6 protein-coding genes are annotated in these 14,964 nt (G+C 58.0%); all 6 read right to left on the minus strand.

Going from position 1 to position 14,964, the window contains the following annotated elements; translation table 11 throughout:
- Window positions 1-173 precede the first annotated feature (173 nt).
- The 6 genes from RBB76_RS05890 to RBB76_RS05915 all read right to left on the minus strand — a co-directional run bounded on the left by RBB76_RS05890 (window position 174) and on the right by RBB76_RS05915 (window position 14,897).
- Window positions 174-1,967, minus strand: coding sequence for a MutS-related protein (locus RBB76_RS05890; protein WP_429628335.1), 1,794 nt, complete (start codon window positions 1,965-1,967; stop codon window positions 174-176).
- 42 nt (window positions 1,968-2,009) lie between these two features.
- Window positions 2,010-3,506 carry a GH1 family beta-glucosidase gene (locus RBB76_RS05895; RefSeq protein WP_429628334.1) on the minus strand — a complete coding sequence of 499 codons (1,497 nt, stop codon included), beginning with the start codon at window positions 3,504-3,506 and terminating at the stop codon, window positions 2,010-2,012.
- A 324-nt stretch (window positions 3,507-3,830) separates the two neighbouring features.
- On the minus strand, window positions 3,831-7,340 hold the full coding sequence (locus tag RBB76_RS05900; protein ID WP_429628333.1) for a TonB-dependent receptor domain-containing protein: 3,510 nt from the start codon (window positions 7,338-7,340) through the stop codon (window positions 3,831-3,833).
- A gap of 629 nt (window positions 7,341-7,969) precedes the next feature.
- Window positions 7,970-11,392 (minus strand): carboxypeptidase regulatory-like domain-containing protein, encoded by a 3,423-nt coding sequence (locus RBB76_RS05905; protein ID WP_429628332.1) that lies wholly within the window; start codon window positions 11,390-11,392, stop codon window positions 7,970-7,972.
- 546 nt (window positions 11,393-11,938) lie between these two features.
- Entirely contained in the window at window positions 11,939-12,586 is a 648-nt protein-coding gene (locus RBB76_RS05910) for a GntR family transcriptional regulator (protein ID WP_429628331.1), read from the minus strand.
- 79 nt (window positions 12,587-12,665) lie between these two features.
- Window positions 12,666-14,897, minus strand: coding sequence for an acylase (locus RBB76_RS05915; protein WP_429628330.1), 2,232 nt, complete (start codon window positions 14,895-14,897; stop codon window positions 12,666-12,668).
- Between the last annotated feature and the right edge of the window lie 67 nt (window positions 14,898-14,964).

Here is a 14,964-nt window from a genome sequence, read left to right on the forward strand (position 1 = left end):
ACTTCACTAGATCGTGCGATGAAAAGAGCTTTGCTCCGACGCGAGAAGGATACTGAATGGGTGTTCAGTTCGTCAACGCGTGGGTTTGCACGATTTAAAGGCGCTGTCCTGCCGGACGGGCTCCCTGCGCGGGAGGCGGTCACTTCGTGACTTGTGTACCGGTCTTACGAGAATCAAACTTTGAGGCCTATGAGGCGCATGAGTTCGATGCCGTTGCTTTTGGTGACGACGCCTTCCTGCAGCTTGAAGTCGAATTTCATCTTGCCGTCTTCAATCTCGTCCTGGAGATGGACGTTGTGGAGGCGGGCGTCGCGGTGCTCGCTGATGTTGGTGAGGGCGAGGTCGTGGGTGCTGATGAGGCCGATGGCGCCAGCGTCGAGTAAGGCGTGAACTACTCCCTGGGCTCCGATGAGGCGGTCCTTTGAGTTTGTGCCCTGGAGGAGTTCGTCGAGTAAGAAGAGGACGGGAGGATGATTTTCGGCGAGGTCGCAGATCTGGCGGAGACGCGTGATCTCGGCATAGAAACGGGAGCTGCCCTCTTGAAGAGAGTCATTGATGAGGATGCTCGCGCCTATTTGTAGCGGCGTAAGTTGCAATCTTTTGGCGCGGACGGGGGCACCGGCCATGGCGAGGACGGTGTTGATGCCTACGGCGCGCATGAGAGTGCTTTTGCCGGACATGTTGGAGCCGCTGATGAGGAGGACGCGAGTTTCGCCACAGATACTGACGTCGTTGCGGACACACTTTGCGGCGGGGATGAGGGGGTGGCCGAGTTGTTCGGCTGTGAAACAGGGCGGGCCTTTGACAAACTCAGGGAAGGGATCGGCGGGATGCTCGTAGGTGTAGGCGGAGAGGGAGAGGAGGGCTTCTGCTTCGCCGATGGCGGTGAGCCAGGTGCGGACGGCAGATCCGTGGGAGCTTCGCCAGGCCTCGGCGGCGTAGGCGACCTGAACGGCGTAGAGCAGAGGCACGTTGAGGGCGCGCATGATGGGGTTTTCGAGCGCGTTGATGTACTCCACGATGGTGCGTAGGCCTGCGATGGCTTGAGAGCCAGCAAGGTGATGAGAGGAGAGATCGCTTTTGAGGGTTTGCAGGCGGGGGGATTCGAAGGTTTCGCGTTCGAGGCGGGCCAGGAGGGATGAGAGAAGTTGGAGGTCTTTGAGGGCGTGCTCGGTGGATTGAAGGACTTCGGCGGTTTGCTTGCGAAGCGAGGCGGTGATGATGCATGCGAGAGCGAGGATGAGGAAGAAGGGAGTTTTTTCTCCACGCTCGGCCCAGTAGATGGCTGATGCTATCGATGCGAGGGAGAGAGCGAGAGAAAACCAGCGGAGAGCGTGGTGCTTGAGTTCATTCGGTGCTTCGGCCCAGTGCGTGAGGGCTTCTGTGTGGATGCCGACTTTGAGATCTTCTCCGAGGACGGCGACGTCTTCGCGAAGATCGAGGCGCGTGCGGAGCTCGGAGAGGGCGGTGTGGCGCTGCTTGATGTCGGCGACCGGGGATGGGGCGAGGAGCCAGTTGGCGAGGGTATCTTCGCCCATGCGGGTGCGGGCTAAGGAGAGGAGTTCGAAGAGACTGCCGGGGCCGAAGATGTCGAGGTCTGTGGCGTAGAGGCTGGTGCGCGTGTCGATGCGGTCGCCGGTCGGGCCAGTGCCGGCCCAGCGGTCTTCGATGCGGGCGAGACCCTTGCGATAGAAGTCGACGGCGCGCTCGGCGCAGTCACGCCTGCGAAGGACGCTTGCGTGAAGGATGGCTATCGCAAGGAATAGCGCGGGGCCGGTTAGCAGCCACCAGGGTGAAAAGGTGTCATTGTGGAGAGAGAACCAGGCAGCAATCAGAGTTGCAGTGACTATGAGGAGTCGGAGGTTTCCAAAGCGACGATGGAGTTTTTCGAAGTGCGCGACGCGCTGCTCGCGGGCTTGCTGGCGTTGTTTGTACTCTTCGGAGGGAGATCGATCGGACGGGGGCACAGAGGTATTATCGCTTACCCTCTGTGCCTCGCCGGAGGCTGGCTACGTTGTTGCAGCGGTGGCTTCAACGGTGTTCGTGGAGGCAACGCGAGCGTACCACTTGGCTGAGTCCTTCATGAAGCGGCGCTGCGTGGGGAAGTCCACGAAGACCATGCCGAAGCGTTGCGTGTAGCCTTCGGACCACTCGAAGTTGTCGAGGATGGACCAGGAGTGATAGCCACGAACATCGGCGCCGTCCTGAATGGCGCGGGCGAGTTCGCGAAGGTGTTCGCGGTAGTAGTGAATGCGGCGAACGTCGGCGACGCGACCGCTGGCGTCGGGATAGTCTCCGTAGGAACAGCCGTTTTCAGTGATCTCGATGGGGAGTTCGTAGTCCTTGGAGACGCGCTGAACGATCTCGTACATGCCGCGTGGATAGACCTCCCAGCCAAAGTCGGTAAGGGAACCTTCTTTTCCGTTGTAGTGGTTGAAGCCCATCGCGTCGTAGGAGGGTTTCGTGGGAGCAGGGGTGGGGAGGTTAGCGACGATTTGGCGGAAGTAGTAGTTGACTCCGATGTAGTCGAGTGGCGCGGTCATGCGCTTGTCGTCGCCGCTCTGGAAGCCCATGGTCTCGAGCGGAACGCCGTGGACGAAGGCTTCGGGATAGTGGCCGCGTAAGGCGGTCTCGAGGAACCAGACGTTATTGAATGCGTCGAAGCGTTTGGCTGCGGCTGCGTCTTCGGGTGAGGAAGTCGCAGGCGTAGTGGAAGACATGCTGAAGGCCGTGCCGACTTTTGACTTCGGAGCGATGGCTTTGATGGCGCGGAAGGCGTCGCCCTGAGCGAGGTTGACGGTGTGTGACGCTTTGAGGAAGAGGTCGAAATCCTGTTTTCCAGGAGCGTGAACGCCGCTTCCGTAGCCGAGGTAGGTGAAGACCCAGGGCTCGTTGAAGATGGCCCATGTGTTGATGCGATCGCCTAGCGCCTTGACTGCTATCTCGGCGTAGTCGGCGAAACGGGCGGCGGTGTCGCGGTTGGGCCAGCCACCTTTGTCTTCGAGGGGCTGGGGGAGATCCCAGTGGTAGAGGGTGACGAGTGGGCGCAGGCCGGCCTTGAGAACTGTGTCGGTGAGGCGCTTGTAGTAGTCGATTCCCTTCTGGTTGATGGCGCCTTCGCCGGTGGGTTGAATGCGTGACCACGCGATGGAGTAACGATAGCTGCGCATGTTCATCTGTTTCATGAAGGCGATGTCTTCGGGGTAGCGATGGTAGTCGTCGCAGGCTACGTCGCCGGTGTATGCGCCTTTCACGTTGCCGAGAGAGTGGCTGAAGCGATCCCAGACTGTTTCTCCTCTACCGTCAACATTCCAGGCACCTTCGACCTGATAGGCGGCGGTGGCGGTGCCCCAGAGGAAGTCCTTGGGGAACTTGACTTCGCCTGCGGCGGGAGTCTGCTCTGCGACGGCGTTGAGAGTGGGGAGGATGGAGGCTTCCGAAAACTTGGGAAGCGCGGCTGCAGCGGCCCACGCAGAGGTTTGGGTGAGAAAACTTCGGCGATTCATGTCAGGTAGTCTCCGGGTGGATTGTTTTGAGGTCGCTGTGGCTTAAAAAAATAAGGGATGGAGAAGACTCGGAATTTGAAGGGGGTTTCGGGGAAAACCTGGTCAGAGATGTGGTGTTTTGGTGGTGAAGTTGTGGTGGGATGCGTGGTGAACGTGGTGTTTTGGATACGAGTTTTTTGGGTTCGAAAAATGTGACACGTTTTTGAGGTTTATTTTTAGATCGGTTTAAGTAATTTCTTTTGCAGATTGAGAGTGGGGGCAAAAGTTACCCGTCGGCGAAGAGGGTTTCTCTTCGCCGACGGGTAGGGTTGAGAGGCGTGTTAGTTAGAACAGCACCTTGAGAACAAACTGGTATTCGCGAGGGTTGTAACCCGGGTCGGTTTGTGTGATTGTGCCGAAGTTCGAGTTTCCGAACTGCTGATTGCTGCTGTTGTTGTTGGCGATGAAGAAGTTAGGGGTGTTAGAGATGTTGAACGACTCCACACGGAATTGAATGGTAGCTTTTTCAGCGATGGGGAAGTTCTTGAAGACAGAGAGATCCACATCACGGAAGTGAGGTCCGAACAAGGAGTTGCGTTGGGTGTTGCCGATGGTCCCCAGTGCTTGAGGAGCAAAGGCCGCCGTATTGAAGTAATGCGCGTTGTTCTTGTTACCAATTGAGCGCGGATCTGAGATGGTGTCAGGACGGTCTGAGCCACCGGAGTTTTGCGGCACGGCACGGTTGCTGAATCCGCGCGCTTTGCAAACTCCCGTATAGTCGCAGTCGATCGGGTTGTCGGCGTTGGAGCCGCTTTCGACGATCGAGAAGACCTTACCGCTCTGCCAGACAGAGATGATGTTTCCCTGCCAGCCAGAGAGCAACACTTTCTTAGCACCGGTGAAGTTCTTTCCGTACTGCAGTTCGTAGTTGAGGGATAGAGCGAAGCGGTTCTGGATATTCGTATCGGCTTTGCCATATTCGGTTGCCCGGATATTGAACGGATCCGCGTTGCTCCAGCCTTGGTCGCCCTGCTGAGAGTAGCTGCTGATGTCGGTCAACGCCTTTGCCCAGGTGTAGTTCGCATCAAAAGCTAGGCCCTTGGTAAAGCGGCGCTGGAAGGAGGTCTGCAGACCGTTGTAGTTGGAGATGCCGCCGCTATCCAGGTAGCTGATACCGCCCAGATTCGAGCTTGTCGTCGGGTTCAACGGATTGACCGCATTGTAAGCGTTGATAAAGGCTGCATCGAGCGGACGTGCTGCACCAGTGGGGTTGGTGGGGCTTCCGAGGGGCTGCAACGGGTTGAATGGATGAGGCTGGTTGATGTTGTTGATGGACTCTGGCAGATGCTGTCCGAGGTTGCCGACGTAGCCGATGGTGAAGACGTTGGCTCCAATTTGCTGCTCGATCTGCAGATTGAACTGCTGGATGAGAGCGTTCTTGAAGTGAGGAGCTTCGGCAACGAACCCAAGTCCGGGAAGTGTCGCGAGGTTAGCAAGTTGGCCTGCAGTAGGAGGCGCAGGTGGGGGGATAGCTACCGAGCCCGAGATCGACCCAGGCTGTCCGACGCTGGAGCAGGATGGATTCTGACCGGCAGTCGCACCCTGAGAGGCTTCGAGTTGAACAGCGATATCGGCCTGGCAGGCGGGGTTATACACCGAGGTAAACGGAGCGTTCTTAAGATCGCCGTTCGAGGTGTAGTTGCCGGGGAAGTAGCTAAGCCCGTAGCCGCCACGGAGGACGGTTCCTGGCTGTGGTGAGTAGGAGAAACCGACACGAGGGGCAACGTTGTTGTATTGAGTTGGGATGCCTGCGGTAGAGCTGACACCGTTGACGCCTGCAATCTTCAATGCGCTGGAGGTGGCTGCAGCCGGATTGGAGATCGCTTCGAGGAAGTCATAGTTGGAGATGTGGTCATGTGCTTCAGTGAACGGAGTGTAGACGTCGTAACGTACCCCGTAGATGACCGTTACTCTCGGGTTCAGCTTCCAGCTATCCTGCGCAAAGAAGCCTGGCTCCCAGCTGCGGTAGTCAGGAGGAGAGAGGTTGAAGTTGCGCTGCTGGTTGTTGAAGGCTCCGAGGAGAGCAGAGGCAATCTGGTTGTCCTGAGTCTGCCCCTGACCGCTGCTGTTGATGGTGTCGCTCGGCAGATTGAAGCTGTAGGCTCCGACTGCTGAGGCGCTCTGAACGTTGCGCGCCTGACGGCGAATCAAGACGGCACCGAACTTGAAGTTGTGTCCGCCCTTTGTCCAGCTGACGTTGCCGCTGTACTGGAAGGTGTTGTCGATGTCCTGCAGTGGAACGTACGCACCGTCGCCGATGTCGCCAAAGGGTCCGATGGAGACCGGTGTGAGGGAGTCTGCGAACGGGCTGAAGCTGGTCATGCTGGCAGGAAAGCCAATCTTCTGGTCGATTCCGATGCCATAGTTGAGCGGGAGAGACAGGTTGTTGATGCGGGTAAACCCAGCGCGGAGGTCCATGAGGAGCGCAGGGGTGAAGATGTGGGTATAGCCGATCAGGTACTGCTGAGCGATGTTAGTTGCGGGACCGTCGAAGTTGTACCGGCCACCGCTGATCTGTACTCCGTTTACTGTTCCGAATGCGGGCGGGTTGAAGGTGTCGACACTGTTGTAGGTAAAACGGCCGAAGATCTGATTCTTGTCGTTGAGCTTGTGATCTACGCGGGCATCGTAGGTGTTGGAGGTCTGGGTGATGTTCGGGCTGATGGTAAAGTTTGCCGCGCCGGGTGCCGCACCAGGATTGGTGGGCGCAGGATAGAGCCTTAGATAGTTGAGCAGGATGGGATTGACGGCGGACACGCCACCAGCTGCCACCGTTCCGTTGTTTGTTCTCGAGAAGAGGTCAGCGAGCGAACCTCCGTTGACACCGTTGACATCGTTGTATTCCTGCTGGGTAGGAACGGTGCCAGTATCGGTGGTGCCGCGAACCTGCCTAAAGCCTTCGTAGTCGAAGGTGAAGAAGGTGCGGTCCTTGATGATAGGACCGTTGATGCTGGCGCCGTACTGGTTCTGGCGGAGTTCGGGTTTGGGACCGGTGGTCTGGAAGAAGTTACGACCGTCGAAGATGTCGTTGCGGAAGTACTCGTAAGCCGACCCGTGGAATCTGTTCGTACCGGACTTGGTGACGATGTTGATGACGCCGCCTGCGGTGCGTCCAGCTTCGGGGGCGTAGCTGTTGGTTTCGACGGTGATTTCCTGAATGCCTTCGACGTTTGGTTTCACGCCGATGGTGCCGATGATGCGTTCGTTGTCGTCAACGCCATCTACGATCCAGTTGTTGAGGACTTCGTCTTGTCCGTTGACCGAGAGGCCAGCGGCGTTAGTACGGCGATCATCTGGTCGGCCGCCGCTCGAGAGTGAGTTACCTGCACCAGGGTTCGCACCCGGAGTCAGTGCCACGAGCTGGACAAAGTTACGACCATTGAGGGGCAGATCCTGCACAGCCTTTGCCGTCACAGTCGAGCTCACCGTGGCGTTATCAGCCTGAAGGAGTGGGGTGCTGGCGGTGACTTCGACAACGGTGTCCTGTGAACCTGTGAGCAGGTGAACGTCGTTGCGGGCGCGGTCACCAGCGAGTACGTCGAGGTCTCTGGTGATAGAAGCCTGGAATCCGGCGGCTTTGACCGAGACGGAGTAGTGTCCGACGGGCAGGAGGTTGAAGCTGTAGTCGCCGGATGCGTTGGAGACCGTAGTGCGCTTCTCGTTTGTGCCGTTGTTGGTGAGGACGACGGTGGCGTTGGGAACGACGGCGCCGGTGGCGTCGGTAACAGTGCCGAGGATGTCGGCGGTGGTCAGCTGCGCGATGGCTGCTGAGGTAAAGAGGACAAGGAGTGCCAAGAGATAAGCCGGCTTACTCCATCCCCGAGATCTTCTGCGTCCGCACTGGCCTATGCGGTTCATCTGGGATTTCGAATCGTAGATCATAGTGTCCTGCCCTTCGGTGCTTGGTTTGTAAATCGTTTAAGTCGATTTCTCGTTGCAGTGCTTGGCTGGCAGAGTTTCGTTGAATTCTGCTCAACAAACTAGGAAATGCATTTTGCTGTTTTATGGAAAAATCGTCCTATTTTGATGCAAGTGAAGCTCGTGGTGCATTTACTTCAAACGTTTGAGTAGAGGAAATGATGCTAGTCTTCCCCGGCTGAGGATTCTGCTGGATTGAACTATTGCTTGTCAAGAAAGTTTTTGGCGCGGGGGTGACTCCGAAGACTCTGTGGAGACAGTCCTGCAGTGTTGGTCGTACCAGTTTGATATTTTCCAGGGGACTCTCAATGGGAGCGAGGAGTGGATTGTGCCGTTTGGGGCTCAATTCGGGGAGTATTGAGGAAAGCCAAAGGCGGGTTTGGGGATTGGTCAGACGATTGAAAGAGACCCTTTTTGGGACTCAGACTGGTTACTCCTTTAAATAAAGGAGAGGAGAGCGCAAGGTGTTGATGCGCTCTCCCCCAAGGGAAACGTTTCGGTGAGGGTTAGAACATGTACTTCAATGCGAATTGAAGATTACGTTCTCCCTGTGAAGCGTTGACGAGACCAAAGGTGGGCCCGATGGAGGAGTTAGGAGCGTTCAGGATGGGGTGGTTGAGAGCGTTGATGGCTTCGGCGCGGAACTGCAGGCTCTGGCTTTCAACGATGTGGAAGCTCTTGGAGACGCTGAAGTCGACGGCCTGGAGACCGGGTCCGGTGAAGCTGCCAACCGAACAGTTGCCGAAGCCGCTGGTGGGTTGGGAGACGGAGCTGGGATCGAACCAGGTGTAGCCGGGGTTGCCAGCGAGAGTAGACCGCTGGTATGGCGTGTTCCTGGGTTGACCGTTGCAGTCGGCACGAGCGAAGCCGGAGGTGGTGCCGGAGTTGTCGGTCGCCTGTGCGGTGAAGGGGAAGCCATCGTGGAACTGGAGGATGGTGTTCGCCTGCCAGCCGCCGATGACGAGATCCGCAGCACGGGGGATGTTGGAGCCGAACTGCCGTCCGCGGCCGAAGGGCAGGTCATAGGTGACGAAGCCGTTGAAGGAGTTGGTGACGTTCTGGTCGCAACGTCCGTAGTCGGCTGCGGGGTTGTAGGTGTTCTGGAAGAAGAAGTGGTTGTTGCCGGCCTGGGTAAAGGAGGCGTTGGAGTCTCCGTACTGGGCGAAGAAGCCGGAGGTGTTGCCGAGACACTTGGCGAAGGTGTAGTTGGCCTGGAACTCGAGACCGTGGCTGAGGCGCTGCTGGAAGCTGGTCTGGAGAGCGTTGTAGTTGGAGTAACCGACGGACGAGGTGAGACGCGCCTGACCGACGAGGGACTGGAGGGTGGGATTGAGGTAAGGGCTCGGTGCGATGTTGCCGTTGGCCTCGAGGACCTTCTGGTTGATGAGCGAGATGGCCATAAGGTGATCGGTCTTCTGGCCAACGTAGCCGATGGAGAAGGTAGAGGAGTTGCCGATCTGCCGCTGAATGGTGAGGTTGTACTGCTGGGAGACGGCAGGGCGGGTGTTGTTGGGGTCGAAGGCGTGGATGCCAGCGTTGGCGAAGCAGAGGGGTGACTGTGCGATGGCCAAGGCCGCGGTACAGCCGGGGGCGGACAGGGTGGAGAAGCCGTTATCGAGTGTGGAACCCGGGAGCGGTAAGGTGCCGCCGGCGTAGGTTACGTTGGGCTGGACGGCGAAGGGCGGGTTCTGGAAGAGCAGGTTGCCGGTGCCGGTGGTTTCGCTGAAGTTCGAGATGCCGTAGGCTCCGCGGACGACCATGGCTTTGTCGCCATTGGGCTGCCAGGAGAAGCCGACGCGAGGCTGGAAGTTGGTGGGGCCGTTGTACTGGTTATAGAGCGCGGAGGAGTTGCCGTTCATGCCGGCGATTTGTACGTCGCCAGTGAAGAGGCCGTAGTTGACTGCCTCGTCGTGGGCGTCGGCGCGAGGATTGATGACCTCGTAGCGGAGACCGAGGTTGAGGGTGAGGTTGGGGAGAGCATGCCAGTCGTCTTGAGCGAATCCGGAGTAGAGGTTGTTACGCAGGCTGTGACCGGTGCCTGTTCCGACGGCCACGTTTTGGGGCAGGCCGAGGAGGAAGTCAGCTTCGGCGAAGCCGCTGGGGGTGGTGGTACCATTTGCGCCCTGGACCACGACGCCGGGGTTGCCGGTGAAAGAACCGTTGAAGGTGATCTGGCCGGCGAGACCGGAGTTGCCGACGTAGAGGATGTTGGTGATGTAGCGGAAGAACTCGAAGCCGAGGTTGAAGGTGTGCTTGCCGTGGATGACGGTAACGGTGTCTTCGACCTGGACGACGGTGTCGTGGAACTGCTGGACGAGGTTATCGTTGCCGAAGTCGGAGGCGTTGAAGGCTCCGGCGAAGAGCATCTGGGGCAGGAAGGTCTGTCCTGGTGCAGCTCCGGCGATGCCGAAGGTTGCAGGAAGATTCTGACCTGTGGGGTTGGTGTTGCTGAAGGTGACGGGGAAGTAGCTTCCGCCGAAGCGCAGGTTATTAAGGAGCGTTGCGTTGAAGGTGTGGGAGTAGTCGATGACACCGTTATAGAGCGGATAGGTGCTGAGCGAGTTGCCCTGCAGCGGGAGGCTGTTGGTGGTGGGATTGGTGATGTTCTGCTGGGAGTAGCGGCCGTAGATGTGATCTTTCTGGGTGGCTACCCAGTCGATCTTGAGGTCGCCCTGGTCCGAATTGGTCGAGCTGTGGGTGAGGTTGATCTGATTGTTCGTGAGGAGGGAGTTGATGGGTTGGGGATAGAGCGGCGAGTTGAGGATATTAGAAGCAGCGGCGCTGATGTTGCTTGTGATCTGGTTGTTCAGGAAGGGCAAGCGCTTGGTGGGATCTGTTGTCGCGGAGTGGGGATCGTAGAGCTGCTGCGCGAGGTTGTTGCAGACTCCCTGAGCATTGAAGCCAGCTGTGCAGAGAGCGGAGAAGTCGCCCTTCCGCTCGGCCGTTGTGAGAACGGTAAATAGTGCCGAAGTTGCGGGCTGGTCGAAGCGGGAGCCTTGGTAGTCGGCAAAGAAAAAGAGCTTGTCCTTAACAATGGGACCACCGATGGAGCCGCCGAACTCGTTCCAGCGAAGCTTCGGTGTGGGAGCTGCGCTGGTGGTGGCGGTCTTGAGGAGGCCGTTGGCCCAGGTGTTGGCGTTGAATACGTCGTTGCGGATGAATTCGAAGGCGTCGCCATGGAACTGGTTGGTTCCGGATTTGATGGTAACGCTGACGATGCCGCCGAGGTAGTTGCCGTAGGAGGATGGTGCGTTCTGGGAGATGAGGTTGAACTCCTGGATGGCGTCGACGCTGGGGGCGAAGGCTACGTCGTTGTTGTCGATCTGGTTGTTATCCATGCCATCGAGGATGTAGTTGTTGGTCTGCTCGCGGTTGCCGTTGATGTAGGGGCGACCGACCTGGAAGCTGGCCTGCGGACCGGTAAAGGAGCTGGGGTTCAAGGTAACGGCGCCGGGCGAGAGCAGGGTGAGCTGGTTGTAGTTGCGTGTCGCGAGCGGGAGGGTGACGTTGGCGCGAGCATCGAGAACGGTGCCGAGATAGCTGTCATCGGTTTGCAGGAGAGGCGGCGCGCCTGTGACTTCGATGGTCTGCGAGGCTTGTCCAACGGTCAAGGCGATGTCGATACGGGCGGTCTGCGCCTGGTCGAGCGTGATCGCTGGACGCTCTGCCGAAGAGAATCCCTGAGCTGTGATCTTGAGCGTGTACTGACCTACAGGGAGGGGCGAAAGATAGTAGGAGCCGGAGGCACTGGTTCGGGTGTCATAGGTGGTGCCTCTGGATATCTCGCGGGCTGTGACCTGCGCGCCTGCGACGACAGCGCCTGAGGCGTCGGTAACGGTTCCTGTGATCTTAGCGCTGATGTCCTGCCCATGGGCAAAGGTACAGATCAGGAACATGAAGAAACTGCATAAAGCGATGCGTGTTTTCATTGGTGGCCTCCAATTTCATTTTTCTTTCAAGCGACCTCGACTGTCGCTCAGATTTATGTGGGTGTTTGCGCCTGAGGTTGAGTAGCACTGCAGTGTGTCGTTGCGCAGTGACTTCAATCCTTTGCGTCTTATTTGATGACCATTCCCTCGGACATTGCGGTTGTCGCGAAATCCTGCGAAAAACCGCGAGCAGAAAACTTTCGATACCGATTTAGACGTTCGGAAAATGATGATTTCGCTTGAAGGCAAAATGGTATAGACAACTGTACTAACATGCAAGCAAAAAGTTGGGATTGAGGAGGTACTGACCGCATGCTCGGCTTCGTGGCGTTTCCTAAAAACGCTGATGGATGGTGAGGATTCACGCGGCGTGGTTTTCGAATCAACCACTTAGAAAGCACGACGCAACAGATTGCCTGAATTCTTCAGGCCGTTCTGTTCCGACGACATCGCGGGTTTCTGCTACAGCGGGACACCACATCGATCTTCAGAGGAGTGCGCCTCCTCGAAGTGGTCGTGTGGTGTGCTGTGGGTCTTGTTAGAAACTCAACTCGATGTTTTAAAGGTAGCCAGTAAGCGTTCGCGAACGAAGACGATGTGGTCGCGCATCGCTAGGCGTGCCTCGCGCTTGGAGTCCTTTTTGAGAGCCTGATAGATCTTCGTGTGAGCGACGGGAGCCGTTGAGGCCGAAAGCTCGTAGGACTTGGAACGGCAGAGAAGGGCTTTTTGCTGGACGTTGTCGAGGACGCGGCAGAGTTCCTGGTTGCCGGTGGCCGCGGTGATCAGGTTGTGAAACCGCATGTCCTCTTCGATGTGCTCGAGCTTGTTGCCATTCTTGAGAAACTTTTTGGTGCGGTTGATGCTGGCTGACAGATCGCTGAGCAACTTCGGCGTGATGTGGGCAGCGTCGATGGCGTGCGTCTCGAGAACTTCGCGGAGCTCGTAGAGGTCTTTGATCTCTTTCGCGGAGAACTGACGAACGTAGGCACCGCGCCGCGCTTCGATCCGGACGAGGCCTTCCGCTTCTAATCGATTGAGTGCTTCGCGTACGGGAGATTTGCTGATTCCGAGTTGGGTGGCGAGGGATTCTTCGGTGAGCCGGGATAGTTCCCCTAACGTCCCATTCAGCACACTCTGCTTAATGCTCCGGTAGGTAAGCTCAGTAAGATTTGGGATTTTAGCCAGCTTAATCATGATGGTGGTGGTCTCGAGGATTCTACACGACTCAGAACCCGAGGCCGTATGGTTGGGGCTTACGGGCACAGCTCGGAGATCAATGGGAGCTTTGATCTCCGGGATGGTACTGGCGCTCGATGTGTCCTTTGAGATCGGAGGGATAGAAGTAGACATCGCGGAGGTCGCCTGTGCTGTAGCGTTTCGCCTGGTCATTGAAGTGAGGAGAGGAGGGATTGCCGCTTTCACCGCCTGCGGTGACAGCCTTGGCGTGAACTTTGTCGCCGAACTCGACGACGGCAACGAAGCTGTTGCCGCTGGTGCCGTACCACTTCTTCGTTCCGGGGTAGGGGTGGGCTCCGAAGGAGGCGAGTGAGCCCCAGAAGGAGGACGTAAAGCCTACTGGGATGCTGGGGGCGGCGTCGTTAAAGGGTTGGACGATATCGCCCGTGAGGCGCTGGAAGCGGTTGACGTTGCCCCATGGAGTGTTCCAAGTGCCGAAGTCGTTGGCCAGTTTGTCGGCGGCGGCGGAGAGGGATTGCAGAAGCTGTGTGGAGGAGGCTTTCGTGGCGATGTAGTCCTCGGCGCGGAGGCCTTCCTTTTTGGCTTCTAATGTGGTGCTGCGGCGAATGTCTTCGCCCCAGAATATGGCGAGGGAGGTTGGGACGGAGTCGATGGCCCAGCGATGGTTCCACGTGCGGAGCTGTTGGATGGGATCGGCGAGTTTGGTTTTGAGGGGGTCGGAGGATGGGAGCACGTCGTAGGCCCTGAGGAGTACGGGGAGGGTTTGGTCGAACCAGGGGAGATAGCTGTCGTAGGCGGCGGCGATGAGGGAGTCGAGGGTGAAGTCTTTTTTATCTTGCAGCACGCGGATGGCGTGCTGGCCGCGGGCGGTTTCGGTGCCGGTTTCGACGTAGACGGGATAGTCGACTTGGCGGAGGCTGCTGATGCCGGCGCCGGACCAGGGCCAGTTGTTGCTGTTGTAGAGCCAGCCGCTCTTTGGGTTGAGGAGTTGGGGTAGTTCGTCGACGGCGAGGAGGCCCTTCCAGTCGGTGGCGGGGTTGCTGCCGTCTACGGGTTTGGTGAAGTCGAAGGCGGTGTCGCGGCGGGGGATGAAGTTGCCGTGAAAGTAGGCGATGTCGCCGTCGGCGTCGGCGAAGATGGTGTTGTTGGAGGAGTTTGCTTTGAGCTCGAGAGTTTGGCGGAAGGATTTGTAGTCTTTTGCCTTGGTGCGGATGTAGGACTGTGTGAGCGCCTTGATGGGTTCCTGCATGAGGCGGATGCTGATCCATTTGCCATCGGCTTCACGGATGATGGGGCCGTGATGGGTGCGGTAGATGGTGAACTTCTTTTCGGCTATGCCGTGGTCGGTTTTGTAGGGGATGGTGATCTGCTCTGTGGTGAGGGGACGGAGGTCGTTGCCGTATTTGTAGAAGAGGCGATTGTCTTTCTTCTGGACGGTTTCAAGATACTCGTCGACGGCGTCGACTCCGCTGGAGGTGTGCATCCAGCCTGCTCGCTCGTTGAAGCCTTGATAGATGAAGAACTGGCCCCAGGTGACGGCTCCGTAGGCATCGAGGCCCTGGTCGCTGGACATCTGGAGTTCGGAGCGGAAGAAGAAGGAGGTGTGGGGATTGATGAGGAGGAGGGCGTGGTGGTCGCGTGTGTTGGAGGGCGATATGGCCATGCCGTTGGAGCCGGTGGGCTCGGGGGGATCGCTGTCGTGGATGTAAGCTAGCTCTTCGTGAGTGGTTGTGCGGGTGGAGGCGTGGATGGCAGCGGGATGCGAATAAAAGGATTGGAGCTGGAGGAGGTCTATTCGTTCGATGTCGCCGCCGATGCTGCCTTCGGTGAAGGAGAGAGCCATCCACGGCTCGAAGTGCTGGATGACTCGAGGCTTTACGTCGGGGTGTTTGTAAAGGTAAAAGTTGAGGCCGTCGGCGAAGGCGCTCATGAGAGTTTTTAGCCAGGCGGGGCTGGCCGCGTACTGTTTCTTCAGCTCGATGGGGTTGATGAAGAGCTTCATGCGCAGATCTTGATAGATGCGGGATTCACCTTCGGCTTCGGCGAGTCGGCCCGTGGCGTTGATGTAGTTGGTCTCGATGCGATTGAAGTCGTCTTCGGCCTGGGCGTACTCCATGCCGAAGACGGCATCGGCGTCGGTCTTGCCGTGAATGTGGGCGATGCCCCAGTCGTCGCGGGTGATGGTGACGTTTGCAGCTTCCTGTTTCCAGCGGGCGGATTCGGCGGTTTCTGCTGCGTGAAGGAGGGCGGTTGATAGCAGGACTGCGAAGAGTGTGGCTAGGGGCTTGAGACACTTTCTGTTCTGCATGAACTGCTTGTCTCCTGGTGCAGGGTGTTCGACTGGTGCGGCAGTGCGAACAGTTTACCTGCTGGAG

Source organism: Tunturiibacter psychrotolerans (genome assembly GCF_051013365.1).
Classification (GTDB): domain Bacteria; phylum Acidobacteriota; class Terriglobia; order Terriglobales; family Acidobacteriaceae; genus Edaphobacter; species Edaphobacter psychrotolerans_A.

Bases quoted from the DNA above. Each gene is read 5' to 3' on its own strand.
- RBB76_RS05895 (WP_429628334.1), bottom strand. From the start codon at position 3,506: ATGAATCGCCGAAGTTTTCTCACCCAAACCTCTGCGTGGGCCGCTGCA.
- RBB76_RS05905 (WP_429628332.1), bottom strand. From the start codon at position 11,392: ATGAAAACACGCATCGCTTTATGCAGTTTCTTCATGTTCCTGATCTGT.
- RBB76_RS05910 (WP_429628331.1), bottom strand. From the start codon at position 12,586: ATGATTAAGCTGGCTAAAATCCCAAATCTTACTGAGCTTACCTACCGG.
- RBB76_RS05915 (WP_429628330.1), bottom strand. From the start codon at position 14,897: ATGCAGAACAGAAAGTGTCTCAAGCCCCTAGCCACACTCTTCGCAGTC.